The 16,630-nt window shown below is 41.9% G+C and carries 14 protein-coding genes; 1 reads left to right on the top strand and 13 read right to left on the bottom strand.

Going from position 1 to position 16,630, the window contains the following annotated elements; translation table 11 throughout:
• Positions 1-409: 409 nt before the first annotated feature.
• From DW904_RS11235 to DW904_RS11180, 13 genes are all read right to left on the bottom strand, one after another.
• A complete protein-coding gene (locus DW904_RS11235; protein WP_118580537.1) occupies positions 410-706 on the bottom strand; it encodes a hypothetical protein in 297 nt (98 codons plus the stop codon).
• Positions 696-2,612, bottom strand: coding sequence for a VirD4-like conjugal transfer protein, CD1115 family (locus DW904_RS11230; protein WP_226855588.1), 1,917 nt, complete (start codon positions 2,610-2,612; stop codon positions 696-698). Before DW904_RS11230 ends, DW904_RS11235 begins: the two co-directional genes overlap by 11 nt.
• The gene (locus DW904_RS11225) at positions 2,605-3,621 is read right to left on the bottom strand and encodes a DUF6017 domain-containing protein (protein WP_118580534.1); all 1,017 of its coding nucleotides are present in this window, start codon (positions 3,619-3,621) and stop codon (positions 2,605-2,607) included. Before DW904_RS11225 ends, DW904_RS11230 begins: the two co-directional genes overlap by 8 nt.
• Before the next feature lie 27 nt (positions 3,622-3,648).
• Positions 3,649-4,716: a hypothetical protein gene (locus tag DW904_RS11220; protein WP_207749349.1), complete on the bottom strand. Its 1,068-nt coding sequence runs from the start codon at positions 4,714-4,716 to the stop codon at positions 3,649-3,651.
• A gap of 141 nt (positions 4,717-4,857) precedes the next feature.
• Entirely contained in the window at positions 4,858-5,619 is a 762-nt protein-coding gene (locus tag DW904_RS11215; RefSeq protein WP_237925500.1) for a DUF6100 family protein, read from the bottom strand.
• Positions 5,570-6,127 carry a DUF5697 family protein gene (locus tag DW904_RS11210; RefSeq protein ID WP_118580531.1) on the bottom strand — a complete coding sequence of 186 codons (558 nt, stop codon included), beginning with the start codon at positions 6,125-6,127 and terminating at the stop codon, positions 5,570-5,572. The genes DW904_RS11215 and DW904_RS11210 overlap by 50 nt, the downstream gene beginning before the upstream one ends.
• Before the next feature lie 211 nt (positions 6,128-6,338).
• Positions 6,339-9,164, bottom strand: coding sequence for a hypothetical protein (locus DW904_RS11205; RefSeq protein WP_226855590.1), 2,826 nt, complete (start codon positions 9,162-9,164; stop codon positions 6,339-6,341).
• Positions 9,061-9,555, bottom strand: coding sequence for a hypothetical protein (locus DW904_RS22890; RefSeq protein WP_177968933.1), 495 nt, complete (start codon positions 9,553-9,555; stop codon positions 9,061-9,063). The genes DW904_RS11205 and DW904_RS22890 overlap by 104 nt, the downstream gene beginning before the upstream one ends.
• 22 nt (positions 9,556-9,577) lie before the next feature.
• On the bottom strand, positions 9,578-10,402 hold the full coding sequence (locus DW904_RS11200) for a hypothetical protein (protein WP_118580528.1): 825 nt from the start codon (positions 10,400-10,402) through the stop codon (positions 9,578-9,580).
• An 11-nt stretch (positions 10,403-10,413) separates the two neighbouring features.
• A complete protein-coding gene (locus DW904_RS24540; protein ID WP_118580525.1) occupies positions 10,414-12,477 on the bottom strand; it encodes a transglycosylase SLT domain-containing protein in 2,064 nt (687 codons plus the stop codon).
• Positions 12,478-12,480: 3 nt separating this feature from the next.
• Positions 12,481-14,853 carry a hypothetical protein gene (locus DW904_RS22885; RefSeq protein WP_195700039.1) on the bottom strand — a complete coding sequence of 791 codons (2,373 nt, stop codon included), beginning with the start codon at positions 14,851-14,853 and terminating at the stop codon, positions 12,481-12,483.
• A gap of 71 nt (positions 14,854-14,924) precedes the next feature.
• The gene (locus DW904_RS11185) at positions 14,925-15,308 is read right to left on the bottom strand and encodes a hypothetical protein (protein ID WP_243110397.1); all 384 of its coding nucleotides are present in this window, start codon (positions 15,306-15,308) and stop codon (positions 14,925-14,927) included.
• A gap of 245 nt (positions 15,309-15,553) precedes the next feature.
• Positions 15,554-16,054, bottom strand: a complete 501-nt coding sequence (locus tag DW904_RS11180) for a hypothetical protein (protein WP_118580522.1) — start codon at positions 16,052-16,054, stop codon at positions 15,554-15,556.
• A 173-nt stretch (positions 16,055-16,227) separates the two neighbouring features.
• On the opposite strand from DW904_RS11180, the gene DW904_RS11175 reads away from it, so the two are divergent.
• Positions 16,228-16,476, top strand: a complete 249-nt coding sequence (locus tag DW904_RS11175) for a helix-turn-helix transcriptional regulator (RefSeq protein ID WP_118580519.1) — start codon at positions 16,228-16,230, stop codon at positions 16,474-16,476.
• Positions 16,477-16,630: the final 154 nt, after the last annotated feature.

Below are 16,630 nucleotides of genomic sequence, written 5' to 3'. Positions count from 1 at the left end.
AATCTATTGACTTGTTTTCATTTTTCAATTATTATAAAGATGATATTCTTTTAAAGTTTTTTTTCATTATTTGTTTCATCATTTTCTCCTACTTAAGAACAATGTTTTTTAGCAGCGCCCCTAATTGCAGCTGCAATTTGTTGCTTTAAGTATGGCCTTTGGTCCCAAAATAGGAACCTCAAAAAAGGAGACTCTTCTATCCTCTATGGAGTCTCCTTTTTGCTGCCTTTTTTATAAAAAAATTCAGAGCTATTTGCAAAATCCGAATAATCTCTTCTGCAAAATAGCCCTGAATTTTCGGTCCGTAGACCTAAGTATTAAAAAGTGAAAACTAAATTATGTTTCTTTATATTAGCATGATTTATTATAAAAATCAATAGCTTTATAAGATATTCCAACTTTGTATTTCCTACATTTGATTCTCGTACCGAAGCCTGGAAAAATACCAGACTTTCCCCTGGATATACCTGCAAATATGATTATCCAATAAATACTTCTTTTCGCACAGCTCTGGATTATCTTTTTTCCAACTGCTCTTTTCCAGAAATTCTTCTAAAGAATCATATATTTCAATACATCCTGCCGCTTTTATGAGTCTGCTAACATCCGTCTCGTTTATGTGGATATCAAATTCCCGCATGAGAAGGATCTTAAAACCATACCGTACCATGGAATTGTCTTTGATCTGTGCCAGATCAATTGTCATCCGGCTTCACCTCCCTCCCAGTAAATAAATCTTCCACTCGTGTTACGCTTTGAACAGGATTCGTTTTTTTGCCTGGTTTTCTTTTGGGCTTTGTATCAAGTGCAACAGGTTCTTCCCAGGTCTCACTTATACTACCTTCTGACTGAGGTTGAGTAGATACATCATCTTCCTGCCCCATATATGAAAAAGGCTGTTCCTGTGTTTTTTCCTTTTCCCATTCTTTGTACCACTCTGGGACGTGTTCCACAACTTTTTCCAGACGGAGCTTCTTTGCATCTTCATGTTCGGTATAGTCTAATTTCTGGAACTTCAACACATTGTGGCCACGAATAATCAAGATTCCCTGGTTTAGTGGATAGCGAAGCACCTCATCTGGAAGAAGGAGCTGCCTTTTTCCAAGGGATCTTGACTCTGAATATTCCGGTACATAGTCAGTGGCACGTATGGTATAATAGTTTTTCCTGATAGAAGCTACTGACACCGTAATCTCTCCAGTCCGGTCACTATAATAGGTTGCGGTTGTCATGTCATTACAGCCAAGAAAAATGGAGAAATCACAGCCTCCAAGAATTTCCTCCCACTGATTGTCCGGGTAACGGTTCTGAAGCTGTGGAATGTTCTGGAACAAGATACTCATGCCAATTCGCCTGGATCTGGCTGTTGCAAGCTTCTTTTTGAAGTCAGGAACCACGCCGATGTTGGGGAACTCATCAAGGATGAAACTTACTGGAACCGGCAGCACGCGCTCTTCAGTCCGATCAGCCAGACGAACCAATTTGATGATTAGAAATGAGGTGAAAAGAGTTGCCAACATATCAAACGTAGAATCCTGATCGGATGTGATACAAAAATATGCACACTTTTCTTTTCCTGGAAGTGAAAGATCGATATCCGTATGACTGGTGATTTGTTGTACCAGTTTATTTTGCAAAATCTGTAACCTGGTTCCAAGACCAAGCACCGCATTTCCTTTTACCTTTTCCGCTTTTGCAAAGAGCTGATATGGCCCTTTTGCTGGATGGTTCGTTGGCAGTCTTTCAAAAATCGAATCCAGCATATCGACACTTTTATTGAGCAAGAGTTTATAGGCCTCCGCAAAGGTACGCTGCTCTGGCGGATATTCCTCATACACATACAGGCAAAGAGCTTTTAATAAATCCATCTCCACATTATCGTAAAAATGATCAAATTTGTCTGTGGTGTTACGAATTACCACATCACAAAATACATCGATCAGCTCTCCCTCATCAATTTCTGCCAAACAGTTCCAGGCATCCGAATGCGTCAGCTGAATCAAGTTCAATTGTTTTACCACATATCCTGAATCTTTCAGATACGCACATAAGTCCTCATAAAGTTCGGATTTGGGATCCGTAATGTACATGCTCTCCCCACGGCGCACGCACTGTAATGCCATGACTCTTGCAAATGCCCTGGATTTCATAGAACCCTGGGAGCCGCAGACAGCAATGTTCCGGTTTAGCCTGGAATCTACAGGAAGGCTTAGAACCTTTCCTGTTCCAAGCTCCCTGCCAAATATGATTCCATTTACTCCGTCTATTGTTTTATCAGCCCTTAATATCTCTGCCTGTTCCCCTTCTTTCATAAAGCCAGCAGTTCCGTAAGTACCCTGATCGGACAACTCAAAACCACGCTCATCCTGTAATGGGTTTTCACTGCCACGATAAATCACGAGTGCCGTAAGAAAGAAAAGTACCAGAACCGAGAACAGGATCCACATCCTGCCCCCGGTGCTGGTCCATCCTGCCGCCATACAGTGAATAGGGTTAAGGTCAACATTTGCATCTCCAAGAAGAATGTATAAAAATCCTCCCATGTATCCTGCTAACAATACTGCCCCAATGATTACAAGAATCAACTTCCATTTATCAAATTTTTTAAACATCCTTTTTCCTTTCATCACCTCTCATTTCTTCTACTATGTGATATTGATATAGGTTATCGTAATAGCTGCTCATTGTGTTGACAGCATTATATAGTGCTGTAAGAAGGACCGCCCGGATATTCCTGGCCTTTGTGGTATTGGAATCCATTCTGAATAAAACAAAATCCACATGCTCTTTTGTTAATTTGGCAAATTGGGCTTTTACCACATTTGCTGGCTTCTCTTCCCGGTTCACCCGGATTATCTCTGCGGATGAAGTCATCACATCCACAATCAATCCCAATATTTCCCCTACCCTGTCATCATGTGGATGATCCAATATCAGGTTTTCATACTCAATCTGCCGTTTTATCTGATCTTCCACTTCCCGATATGAAGAGAGGGAGAAATCTTTGTTAAAGTCTTTGTATGTATTCTTTGTATATGTCTCCCCCAAATCGGGGACAGCTGTCACTTTTTTCGGGGATACCCTCTCACTTATATTAGTGACCCCTGTCACTTTTTTCGGTGGGGGCTGTCCCCCAAATGAGTGATAGGGGGTATCTGGTATCCCTATGAATGCATTTTCCAACGTTTCCGGATAGGTTAATTGAATTAATACATCTACATCCAGATTTAGGAACATGACATTGGAGTAAAGTTGCCCTTTGATGTTGACTGTCCGAAATACCCTTGTTACCACTCCTAGCTTTTCCAGTTCAACGATAGCGTTCACCGCATCTCGTTTCGTGATACCAAACTGATCCGCCAACTGCTGATAGTTTCTCTGTAGAATGTCAGCCTGGAATTTCTTTTTGAATCCGCACAACTGCCCGGTTGCCTCATCCCGGATTTCCACAGGCCGATACCAGTACACAATGTCCGCCAGAATAATAATCGCATTTAAGTTTGGTTTTCCGGTTTCTTTTTTAATTGTGTGATACCAGGTGGACGGAATGACATTTCCCGTAAACTGCAGGCGGCACATCCTGTTTACTGTTTCACTTCCAGTGTCAAATAGATTACTCATAGACACCTCCTGACTTAGACTGTGGGCTTATTCGTCCCTGCCCTTAGTCAGATATTCCATGATTTTATCTGTATTCAGCTCACGAACCCTCACCCCCTCTCCAAAATATGCTCTGAGCACATTCGCCTGGTAATCTAAGCAGATGATTGTTCCTTTCTGCTTCCAGCCAATTTCCTGCTTTATGCGGCACAAATGACGCATATCCAATTCATGACAGAAATAGATTAGCTGCATGTCCTTATCAAAGCCCTCGCTTAAGGCGTATTGTTTACGCCTTGGATACTTTACTAATGTTGCTAACAGATTTTTTATCTTCTCCCGTTTCCAGGAAGTTAATAGAAGCTCCATCTGAACCTTTGCGTTATCTGTCCGCGGGATGTAATAATAGTGTTCGTACACATCATCTACCTGATATAGATTTTTGCGAACACCGCCATCACTATTTAAAAGTTCAAGAAGGAAATCCATAGTATTTCCCAAGATAAGCGAATCAGCCTGTCGTAATCCTCCACCAATTAACAGCATACGTTCGGTCCAGGTACGCATTGCCATTTCCATCTTTTGCGCCCATTTCATTCTTTTTGCCATGGTGTTGTAAACGACATAAGCTGTATCCCCGGTAAGTAGCACGCCGCAGGCTCTGGAACCCTTGATTGCTTCTGCGCTCTCTTTGTATTCCAGACTGCCATAATACACTGCTTTTTTCCCACTTTTTTCAAACCCATTTCCAAGATCTGGCTTCTGGCTTTGAAAAATCTCAATACCCATCTTCCAAAGAAAGACCCATACCTCGCTCATCCGATAAAGCCGCAGCCTCTTTTCCGGTTCACTTTTCACATGATTGGTCTGTGCAGATCCAGAAAGAAAAAAGGAAAGGTCATCTTCATACCTCTCCAGAAGATACCTTTTCCCTTTCCTCCTTAACACATACCCCTTATATCCGCCTGCATTTCTCACAGAGATATAATTTTCCTTTTTCAGCCTGGTAATAAGAGCTGCTGCATAAGATTCTGATTCTACAATTTCTCCTACCAGGCCTGCTGGCAATTCCCCTGATATCGCAATCAGTCTTAACAACACATCCTCCTTTTTCATTTCCACCTCCCACTCAAAATCAATAAGAATCTGTACCCTATATGTTGAATACTTGGGTATCTTTTCTGGATTCTCATATCCCAAAATGCCTTATTCTTCAAACACTTAAATGCCTATTCTATATATCGAATTTTTCTGATCTTAAAGTGCTTCTTTTTCGATATCCAAAAGCTGGCTGTTTTCACGGATCCAGCCTGGAAATTTCTTAGCCTCCATCACATATAATAATGTGCCATCTTCCATTCCAAGCCTGGTTGTATGAAAAGTATCCACATAAAAACCACTATCTGACTTCATACAGAAACTGGAAACAATGTCCAGTACATGTTTTTCCTCAATGTTATCGTGATCCCGAACACGCCCTACCAAAGGCAGATTTTTATTATAAACATGCACAAAACAGACAAGGCATTCTTCGAAAAATGGGATTTCCAGCGCCTTTTTTACCCGTTCCAAGCACCAGTTCTGAAGTGCTGTATGCAGTGGCTTGTATAAAAAATCCGTGTAAAAATCTTTTCTATGGGGCACCAGAAGTGGCAATGCCACCTTTAGGATTCCCTCAGAAAATTCCACCTCGATTCCATGAATGGTCACAAGCTCCGCCTTGTAGTTTTCGTATTGAACTGGGTTAACTGTCACTTCTAAGGTAAGCCTTCGAAGCTTATCGGTTAATTTTTCAGATGTTTTTGCGGCTTCCAGGACTAACTCCGTGAAATAATCATATTGAAGTTCCGATTTTAAACGGACACACGAAGTAAGAACATTCCGCGACTCCGCCATATATTGCTCCATCCGCCAGCTTAAAGCCTGAGTCTCATCCAGCTGGTCCTTAATTTTTCCAAACGGCTCAGTACTATTCTTCTGATCCGCCTTGACTATATTGGTAATACTCGACTTCCCCACCTTCTTTCACAACACAATACCCAATCACATCCGCTATGTGAATAGCCGATATATAATCGGGATTTTCGACTACAATAATATGTCCGCAACTGTCAATTTTTTTCCGCGAAAACAGATTGTTTACCACCGTAACTTCCGCCTCTGAAATATACAAAATATCAAAGATTTCTCCCTCTCCGTAGAATACGATCCGTACCGGATACTCTTCCTTCGAAGCAGGAAAGTGTTCTTCCACTTGTTTCTTTTTCATCACATCAACCAGTACCCAGACAGCCTTCATAGTTCCCAGATCCTTAGCAGCAATTGCTTCCTCACTTGCTGCCACCACTTCCAGTTCTGGATGAATGAAAACCTGCCGCTCTTTTTCCAACGCCTTAAATGCTTTTCCAACAAAATGATCCCTGCCATCTAATGCAAAATAAGCATAAATCTGTGCCTTTTCCAAAACATGGTATTTCTGCACAAGCTCTCTGGTTTCAGCAATGACAGGTCTTTGTTTATTCTCCATTTTTTAATACCTCCAGCCAATCTTTTCAATTATCTCTATGACGCATAAAGGACGTTTTCTTTACGTCATTTATAACAACATTCACATTTTTTGTGATAATACGTCTTATAAGTGTCTTTCTATACGTCATTAATAACATTTACTGTTTTTTTCAAACACGAATACGTCATGAATGCTGTATTCAATACGTTTTCTATACGTCCTTTATGTGTCATTCCGTGTTCCCATAAGCGGATTCCCCATACTTTTGAATTTTGCCTTTTAATTTCTGCAGGTCTTTCCGGTCTGTTGTGATCAGATCCTTTTCTAACTGACTTGCCTTAAACTCTACAACCAGGTTATTGCTATTTGTTGAAATAAGTCCACAACCTCTCTCAAAGTGAACAATAGAATTAAACTCCGCTTCTGATAAATCCAGTTCCTTTTGTATCAGCTCTGCCTCTGCCACCTCCAGGTTTAAAATGATTTTGGTTTTCGCGTTGCTTAAGATTCCTCTTCCAATCTTGCCTCCGTTCAACTCATAGTAATCAACAAGATCCTGTGAGGCACTGATTGCAGCTCCACCATAAGCACGAATGGTTTTGTAGATTTCCTGGATATAGTCAGCTGCAAGTTCATTAGAGGACAACAGCTTCCAGGCTTCATCAATGAAGATTGCTTTTTCTCTGGTTCGGTCTTCCTTCGTCCGAGACCATACGTAATCAAGTGCTACAAACATTCCAATCAGCAGATCTCCTGATAATTCAGAAATGTCAAGCACCACATATTTATTATTCAGATCCACATTCGTCTGCTGGTTAAAGCTGGCTGCGGAACCGTTCACCAGACGGTTTAAGATATTGGCAAGCCGCTTACACTCTTCCTTTCGAAGAAGGACTTCGTGTAAATCTCCCAGGATTGGCATTTTTCTATAACCCCCTGGCTTTGTCGGATCAAACAGACTCTGGTTATCATGGATGATTCCCTTTTCCTGGTAACAGAGCACCATAGCCTCATCAAGAAGCTGCTTTTCCTCATGCGTCATATCTGGTACCAGAAGGCTGAAAAAGATATGCAGGCTTTGGATCTTCACAGCTAGTTCTGAACGTTCCGAAACATATCCATCCAACAGCTCGCTGGTTGCTTTATCAGACTTCCTAATTTCCATAACGTTGATACAATTGGAAGATGCTGGCGAAATCTGAATGAATGTGCCACCAATGTTGTTGCAGGCCCTGGCAAATTCGTGTCCCTTATCCGGGGCGATAATAAATACCTGGATATTTTTTCTTCTCATACGAAGTGCCATAAGCTGCATGGTGAAGGTCTTGCCAGAACCGGAAGTCCCGAAAATAACCATATTGGCATTTTTATAAACAGACGTATTGAAAATATCCACCAGAACAAGGGAACTGTTTGCCTTATTCACGCCCATCAAAATACCATCTTTATCCGACATTTCATAGGCAGTAAATGGATAGCAGGCCGCAGCTCCTGATGTTAGAACATTTCGTTTGGATCTTTCATAGATTTTCTTATCCAGGCACAACAGGGGAAGAGAGGACAAAAATCCCTGTTCTTCCCCGAATAGACACTTGGATACCCCGATATCCTGCGAATTTAAGAGCTTTATCATCTCTTTTGAGCGCCATTCAACTTCCCGCGCACTATGCCCTGTAACGGTAATTAAGGTGCTCATATAGTAAAATTCTTCGCTTCCAGAGAGTCCACGTTTCAGGTAATAACCTGCCTGAATGGATTCACTTAAACTGTCAAAATCACTGTTGGAATCAAAGGTATCTTTTATTTTTGAGCGGTTCAAACGGATCCGCCGCCCGATCCGCTCCATGCTTTTATTTTTATCCTGGCGAAAGAAAAACAAATCTATATCAATTCCCTCACCAGCGTTAATGAGAAGGGAAAGCCATCCAGCAGGCACCCTGGAACGATATCTGCCAGATGGAATATAGAGGTAGGCATGATAAATGCCATCCAGAATCACATATTTATAGCTTTTAAAATTCAAAGAATCTGGTGCAATCAGCTCTGTCACCGGAATTTTTGCCACACTTTCTTTCCCATTTTCCAGAATATAATGATTCCGTACTTTTTCAATCCGCTCATCCAGCGTTGTTTTAAGGCTCGTATCCCGATTTAAAAGCTGATAAAACACTTCCACACAAAACCGGGTTTCGTTTTTATGCTCCAGGACCACATTTCCGCACATGGCAAGATATTTCTTCGCAGTCTGTACCGCCGATTGCAAGTATAAAAACATATCTCTTTCATTTACAGATTTGGTTCCGCTTAACGGATATTCAAAAATGAGAAAGAAACGCCGTGTGATGGCTTCCCTGGTTCCCAGCTGTGTCAGGAGCTTTGCATAATCTTCCTGTAAGATTCTACATCGTTCATCTGGTTCCTGTTCTGCTTCTCTTCGTATCTTCTCTATGTAATCCTTGATATCCGCCTTTTTGGATAAAATCTTGAACTGTAAATTGGGCGGTGCAATTTTCAGATACGAGGCAAAAGAATAGATGATATTTCTTTTCTCAGGTGCCGACCGCAACAGAAAATTAATAGGTAAAATCTCAATGATTTTAATGTACCTTTCATCTTTTGTTTGAATCACTCCATTTTTTATCTGACTGATTGGCAAATAGGACGAAGCCCAGGTCACTGGAAGAATATCCAGGTCACCGGCGTTCTCTTCCCTGCCTTTTGTTTCTACCGGTTCTGTATCTTTCACCGGAATAGGCTGTTTTTCCTTTACAGTTTCTTCCTCTGTCTGCACAGCCAGATTTTTCCGGAGGCTGCGTTCTTCTGCTTCCTGTTCATGGAACCGGGCGACAGCTTCCCGTTTTTCTTTTTGCGCCTGTAATCTGTCTTCTTTTTTCCGAAGTTTTTCTTCCTGCACATCCTGGCGTTTTTGAAGTCTGGCAGTATTCTTTCGCTCACGCTCCTGCTGCCGTTTTTCCCTTTTTTCGAGTTTCTCGGATTTCTTCGCCTCCTTCAGTTTTCTCTTCAGTTCTTCGACTTCGCTTCCGATCTCTGCCACCCTCCTTTTTTCTCTTTTTATGTTCCCGTCTGCAGCGTTTCTTCTGCTGTTTCCGGATACGGCGGTTTCGTTTCAAACGGTACTGACCGCTTGGTGCAGTTAAAACACGCCTTTTCACCATATACGAAAACAGCTGAATAAGAAAAGAGGAAAGACTTTCGCCCTGGACACCGATTACTGCCAATATCACAAGCGGCAGAATCAGGATGATCCCGACATAAATCTTCCCTTTTATTCCAAGATTTAAAAATACTAAAAAGCGGATTCCAACGAGTGCCAAAAATGCTGCTTCTACCACATTTCGGGCTTCTGCCCTTCCAGAGAACAAAGTTCCATCTCTTACAAAATTAGGTGGAATGATATATACGTCTGAATGGTCATTTTGTGTCATTTTTTGTGAAGCTCCTTTCCTGTTATCTCTTTTTAGACCATATCAGGCCACCGATTGCGGCAATTAGAGCCACCCCTACGCCGAGCAGTATAAATAGATTCTTCTGTTTTACTGCATCCACGATATTCACCTCCTGTGCTTGATTTTCTAAAATTCCCTCTGTCTCCTCTTCCTGTCCTTTCTCCGGAAGCACATTCATTTCATCAATAGGATTTTCATTTTTCTCTGCAGCCTGAGATTCTTCCCCTGCTGCAGGGATTTTCTCTATAACGACTTCTGTTACTGTAATCTTTTGCACCAGGAGACCTTCTTCTGGAAGATTCAGATACATATTCGAAAACTCTGTTACATAAGACAGATCTCCTGCTGTTGCACTTACAGACTGAATCCGATAAGTTCCACTTCCAGTGGACAGATTCCACTCATAGAAGTTGTCCGCATTTAGGAATACAGTTTGGATTATCCCATTTTGTTCTTCTAAAGCAACCTCTATCGTACCGGTAAATCCATCAAAAACCTGTGCCCGAAATGCAATGACGGCAGGAACCTGTTCGGTACCTGTATAATTATCCTCCAACCCTGCTTCCATGGATTCCGAGCGTCTAAGGATAGCGCCCTCTTCATCAAAGAGCACATATTTTCCAGCTGGATTGACGGTATCATAGCCCCAGTCATTCCGAAGCATTTCTCCACTTTCCAGATATCCATGTCCGCCATCCCAGGATACAATCTGTGGAAGATCTGTAGCATTCTGCGTGTCAGTGTTTGCAAGTACCGTAGTTGGCATTGCCAGTAATGCAGAAGAATATAGGCCCATAAGCAATCCATATTTCAAGTGTCCGTCCATACTCAAACCTCTCATTTCCCAATGATCCAAAAGGCTCCATCTGCCAGGTCACGGCCGTAAGAAGCAATCGTTTCCACGCTGTACACTTTTCCAGTACGTTCCCTGCTGGCACAATCGGCAATGGTGATATAGCCATCTTTGGTAACACCCGTCAGAACAATAAAATGCCCGCTTCCACTACCCGTGATGGTGTAGGCCTCACAAATTTCCACCACCATTTTTCCGTCTTTCAAGGCATTTACAACATCTCCCATTCGGTCTTTTCCCACTCTTTCACAGTTAAGTCCCCAGTGATGGGCTGCATTCATCGGAAAGGAATGACATGTTCCAAGCCCATAGATATATTCCCCGTTTGCAATGGAAAACGCGCAGGTCATCTCCGGAGTCACCGTCTGCCCGGTTAAGGTTGAAATTACAATAGCAAGGGATGTTGGACCGCATCCAGAGGCTTTGATCGTACTGGCTCCATAAGACATGGTAGCCCAGGGATCTTCTCCCTGGTTATAGTACACAACTTTTTTGACACCCTTTCCCACCGTGTCATAGGTAATAATATCCCCGGTCGCGTCAATATTACCGATATAGGTATCACTCCCACTGGTTCCGCCAGTCAGAAAGTCCGTCCAGTGAAAGACATTGTAAAGGGCATTTTTGACAGCTTCTACACCGCCTTGCAGGTATTCCAACAGCTTTAATACAAAATTGAATGTGCTTTCATTTGTCACATATTTATATTGATAGCCGCTGCTTCCTGTCAGCTGTGTGTTCAAGATCAATGCCAGAGTGTACTCTACAACCTTTGTCGTTACTGTCCTCTTTTCTTCCCAGACATTGCCTCCCTGCTCCAGGACCTGCCGATAAGTCTGTTCATCTGTTTCTGCCCGGCTTCCATTCACATCCAGACAGTAGACTTTCTGTTCCATTTGGCCTTCCCATTCATCTGTTACAGTCCACGAAAAAAAGCTGTCCACATTTTGTGCGACAGCCTCCTTTAACACCTGATATGATTTCTCCAGGGACTCCTGATCTGTTTTTATTTCTGTGGAAGTACCGGATGTACTATCGTGAATCTCGACAAGCCCTAACACTTTCTTGACATAGGCCTGGGTTTCGGAATATGGCGGTACTTGATAACCATATTTGATAACTGCATAAGGTCCTGCATTATATCCAGCGACTGCAAGCTCTAAGCCATTGGAATAGCCTTTAAATTGCTCTACCAGCTGGCTGATGAATTTGGCGCCGCCCATAATATTCTGGTACGGATCATAAGGATTGGATACTCCAAGGGAAGCCGCCGTTTCCGGCATAAGCTGCATTAAGCCTATTGCCCCAGCACCTGATACCACATTCGGATTAAAATCAGACTCCGTTTTACAGATTGCAAGAAGCAGCGCCACTGGCACATTATAGGTCCTGGCAGCTTCCTGAAAATAGGCATCATAAGGGCTGGAAAGGTTGGTGTCCATATCAAGTCCCAGAACATTTGAATATCCAAGGAAAGAAGATATGGTGCTGTTGTCGCATTTATCCATGAGCATAACAGACAGATAATAGGATAAGCTTCTTTTTAGTTTTGTCTCAAACTCATCCACCACAACCAAAGTAGCATGCGCATATTTTTTCATCTGGTCTGCCTGGATTTCCTGCAAATGTAAATCCCTCTGCTGTCCTATGATCTGCAAAATCTCATTCTGATAATCTGCGTTTTGCAGAATTTGCTCCGCTCTGTTCCTGATATTTGCAAGCTGGTTGGACTGTGCCTCATTTGCATAGGAATCCGCGGTTGCAAACCCCAGATAGTTGAATATAATTCCGATCATGTTTGCAATAATAAACATCCACAAAAAAAGAAATAGAAATATAGCACCAAACACCTTCCAAACTGTTTTGCTGCCAGCCAAGGTTCCTACTAATGTTCCAAGCGGCCCTGCCATAGCAGTCCCGGCTGCCACACCAGAAGCAGTTCCACCAGCTTTTACAGCTGCCGATACCGCATAAGCAGCCTGTGCCGAATGAGCGATCATTTCACTCCCCTCATCAAGAGGGGAACTCTCTTGTCTTTCGTCATCCATAGCTTAATCCTCCAAGCTTCCGGTATCTCTGGTACCCTGTTTCTGTCCTCTTAACTCACTTCTTGATTTTGGAATTTCCAGGATTCTATGAGGATTGCGTAGCAGTTCCATATTCATAGGCATTTGTGCATCCTCCGTCTGGATTTCTTCCATACCATTTATTTCCTCTGAAAGTGTAAAGCTGTCATTTGCCTCTTCGATTGGATCCAGATTATCCTGTTCCAGGTATTCGTCTGGTTCCTGAATATAACTTTCTTCAGGTTCATTTATGCCATTTAAACCGTCTATAGCGAAATCTCCAGTTGTAGAATAATTTCCAAGGTCACCAGATTCTGCTGATTGTGCAGAAGACTCTCCCATGTTTGTAACCTGCTGCTCACTTTCTATATTCCCGGAAATACCAGAATCCGAATATGTAGGCGTTTCCATTTTGGGAACATCCGACACGTTACCAGAAGCATTTCCAACCTCTTCTGAAAAACTATTCGCGCAGCTTACCTCCGTATCTGGACTTGCATGAACACTCTCATTTCCAGACACAGCGTCCAGGATTCCAAAATCCGCTCTGGAATCAAAAGAAAATCCGTTTTCACCAGCAGTATTTTTATCTGAACCTAAATACTTGCTATTTAAGTGGCCAGATACATCCGCTTCAAAACCACTGGCAGAATAAGATCGTTCTCCTTTTCCATCAGAAGGAATATTTCTGCCTTCTTCCTGCCTTTTGTTACCAATGCCTCCTCCAAGATCCGTTTCCATTGCATAATCCGAAGTCCCCATGCCTGTCTCCGAAGCTGGATATTCACCAAGTTCTGCCATAATGCCATTATCACTGCTAAATGCAGATGCTCCTTCAAATGGCTGCGCTTCAAAAGACATAGAATCACTCCGGGCTGTGGTTTTTCCATCCGGGAAATCAGGTTCTCCTGGATTCTCCATTTCACCCAGTCCATTTACACTTGATAATGTTTCGGAGAATCCATCTTCCATAGTTTCGTTTGTAGTAACACCTTCTGAAGAAACAGCCTCTCTGCCTGAAGCTTCCTGATATTCTGGTAAGCTTCCCGTATTCAGATCCATTACAGTCCCTTCCGGTTCTACGAAATCATCGGATTCCATCCCAGGTTCAATTTCACTTGCAGATGTTACAGCAGTTGCGGCTGTCCCAGACACATAAGATGTACCAGAAGACTCCGTTCCATTTGCATGAATTCCCAGTTCGTCCAGCACATTTGCTGAAGCAGTATTTGAATGATTCACACTCTTGACACTTCCAGCAGCATTCCCATGCTTTTCTGGATATTCCGTATCAAAATCCCCACCCCAAAACAAAGATTCGATATCCACTTCATTTCCACCAGAGGGATTCATAGGGATAGGCCCCGCCGGTCCGGTAAAGCCATTTGTGGGGTCTGTGTTTCCCATGTTCGTAGATCTTCCTGTACCGTTTCCACTTCCATCCGTTCCAGAAAATACCCTTCCTGCCTGTGAAAAAATACGCTGTGCCGCCATAGCTGCTCCAAGTGCTCCCATGCCAGGGGAAGGCCGTCCAAGATTCACACCTAACGCCGCCATATAAGAATCCAGCTTGAATGTAATTTTACAAAAGCCCACCAGACACAAAGTTGCTACAAAAAACTTCGTGAAACCATAACCGCTTGCCATCATATTTCCATAACCAGACAAAAACATCTTTAAACACCAGGCATTTAAGATGATCAGAACTACCTGTCCACCAAACATTTTCGACCAGGATGCAAGGATGTTGTTCGTGGACTTAGATCCACCGGTTGCAAATGCCAATGGTGCTGTATAAGAAAACACGCCCAGAAGGACATACCGTTCCGCAATTACAAACAGCATTTTAAAATAATTCCACGCAACTACAAACTGCATAATGAGCATTAAGATTGCTATGCTGATTGTTCCAAGCCCAAGCGGTGCTGTAATCCCCTCTAAGGCAGTTACATACTCCGAAAAACTTTGCACCTTGATGTCAGTTCCAATCACCCATTGATATGGGGTTCCCGCAATTTTCAATATGTAATTAATAACAGGCTTTGAGGCAACCACAAAGAACAAGCAGATGGAAGAACGTCCAATTAACTCGATTGGTTCTTCTGCATTTATTCCAACCTTCCCGAACATGGATTTGAACAGCTGCCAGATTAGAATCATAAGCAACAGCGCAATTCCCATAGGGACGATCACATTCTGGTACAAACTTCCTACTACAGAAAACAGTTCTTCAAACAGGGAGAGGTTACAGGATAGTAAATCTGTAAATACATCCGTAATCAGTCCCATCATATCAATGATAAACTGAGATACCATTTCTTTGACTGCATCTACCAGAAGATCCAGCAGCCAGCTCATGTTTCATTCATATCTATTATAGATACCCTCCTTTTATGCCGGGAGAGCTCCGGCTTTTTCTTTTCTTCAGATCATCCCGTAAACATGCTTTGTGGAATAATCTTTTCCAGATACGTTACAATCGCACCCAATGTCATAAGTGCCGCCCAGCAGATAACAATCCTTTTTAACCAGGATCTGGATTCATCCACAGTTCGTCCAGATTTGCTAAAATTCATTAAAAAAAGGCATACTGCCGCACAAACCACCGCCGCCACAGTTGCAATTCCAGCTACATCCGTATAAACCGTCTGCATCGCGTTTTTCGCAGTTGCAAAAATGTCATCCGCATACACGGGTACTGCGGTCATAAGAAGTACACCTGTCACACAGTATACAATTGGAAGCGCTTTTACAAGCCAGTTTTTCTTTCCAAAACATGCAGCAATTTCATCTTTTACTTTCTGTTTTTCCATAGATTTCCTCCCTTCAACCAAACTCCGGAAGATCAGCTTCTTACAAGGTCCTTCTGTGCAATCCGGGCGAAAAAAAAGACAACCACTTTTCTAATGGCTGTCTTTTCATACTTTCATAAAGTTCCTGGCTCTCTCATGCACCAGGTTCCGCATGCACAGAACTTTATAGTATTATTCTATTCGTTAAGATATCATATGTCAATTTCATAACGGTTGCATTATAGCTTCATTTGGATAGCAAAACACTACCGTGTATTTAACTCCTTGATTTTTAGTCCCAGCTGTTCAATCTCCTTGGAATAATCTTTCATCTTTACCTGATTATATAATTCAAAGAAAAACTCCAAATGTAAAAGAGAGTCTTTTACCTCAAATGAAAACTGATCTGTCATTGTCATTGCAGATACAAGAAAATTCTTTAGAAGTGTGTCTCCCGATGTACTCATCAAAAAAGCTCCCCAGTATTCCAGTTTTCCTGTGTGCCTCTCTTCATCAATGTCTAATGTCAGATTTCCGCCCTGCATCTTTGCAATCTCAGCAGCTTTTGGATAAAGATTTGCCAGCAAATAATCATAACATTTTTCACTTTTCACTAACTTATACTGAGAAAATTCCAGATTTGCTTTTTTCATTAACAAATCACAGGAATCCTTTGATGGCTTATTTTCTGTTTCTGATGCATTATCAGAAAATAGCTCTTCCATTTCTGCATCATATGCTTCCTTATAAAATGCTTCAAATTTCATTTTTCATTTCCATATACAGGTAAAATAACTTATCTGTATCCCTCCCACATTTTTTATTACTATATCACTTTTTCTTTGCTTTGACCAGTATAACGGACAATATAATTTTTCTTTTTTCATAAAATAGAAACATCAACGTTGACACCTATACTGGTCAAAAAGGGGGGATGTTTATGGAACAAAAACTAAGATGTGATATCAGCATTGGTCCAAACCTTCAGAAGCTCCGCAACAAATACGGAATCTCCCAGGAAAAGTTATGTGCCATACTCCAGCGAAATGGCTGTGACATTGGTCGCACAACTTACGCCAAATATGAGAATGGAGAGCTCAATGTAAAAATCAGTGTACTATTAGAATTAAAAAAATTATATAACTGTTCCTTCGATGCATTTTTTGAAGATCTGGAAGAACCAAAATAAGGAGCTGTCCTGAAAACGTAGTTCAGCGATAACCTATAAACAAGTATTCTAAATAAGCTCGCCTTTTGGCGGGCTTATTTCCTTCTCTTAATTATACAGTTAAAGAGATTCATTTCGGCTGAATCATTACATTTACCCCTAACTTTTCTAATGT

This window comes from Ruminococcus sp. AM42-11, assembly GCF_003480145.1.
GTDB lineage: Bacteria > Bacillota > Clostridia > Lachnospirales > Lachnospiraceae > Blautia_A > Blautia_A faecis.
The sequence above is the reverse complement of the archived record's forward strand: the minus strand, read 5'-3'. Positions and strand labels throughout refer to the sequence as shown.

Coding starts and splice junctions, on each gene's coding strand:
- DW904_RS11235 (WP_118580537.1), bottom strand. CDS start 706: ATGACAATTGATCTGGCACAGATCAAAGACAATTCCATGGTACGGTAT.
- DW904_RS11230 (WP_226855588.1), bottom strand. CDS start 2,612: ATGTTTAAAAAATTTGATAAATGGAAGTTGATTCTTGTAATCATTGGG.
- DW904_RS11225 (WP_118580534.1), bottom strand. CDS start 3,621: ATGAGTAATCTATTTGACACTGGAAGTGAAACAGTAAACAGGATGTGC.
- DW904_RS11220 (WP_207749349.1), bottom strand. CDS start 4,716: ATGAAAAAGGAGGATGTGTTGTTAAGACTGATTGCGATATCAGGGGAA.
- DW904_RS11210 (WP_118580531.1), bottom strand. CDS start 6,127: ATGGAGAATAAACAAAGACCTGTCATTGCTGAAACCAGAGAGCTTGTG.
- DW904_RS22890 (WP_177968933.1), bottom strand. CDS start 9,555: ATGACACAAAATGACCATTCAGACGTATATATCATTCCACCTAATTTT.
- DW904_RS11200 (WP_118580528.1), bottom strand. CDS start 10,402: ATGGACGGACACTTGAAATATGGATTGCTTATGGGCCTATATTCTTCT.
- DW904_RS24540 (WP_118580525.1), bottom strand. CDS start 12,477: ATGGATGACGAAAGACAAGAGAGTTCCCCTCTTGATGAGGGGAGTGAA.
- DW904_RS22885 (WP_195700039.1), bottom strand. CDS start 14,853: ATGAGCTGGCTGCTGGATCTTCTGGTAGATGCAGTCAAAGAAATGGTA.
- DW904_RS11185 (WP_243110397.1), bottom strand. CDS start 15,308: ATGGAAAAACAGAAAGTAAAAGATGAAATTGCTGCATGTTTTGGAAAG.
- DW904_RS11180 (WP_118580522.1), bottom strand. CDS start 16,054: ATGAAATTTGAAGCATTTTATAAGGAAGCATATGATGCAGAAATGGAA.
- DW904_RS11175 (WP_118580519.1), top strand. CDS start 16,228: ATGGAACAAAAACTAAGATGTGATATCAGCATTGGTCCAAACCTTCAG.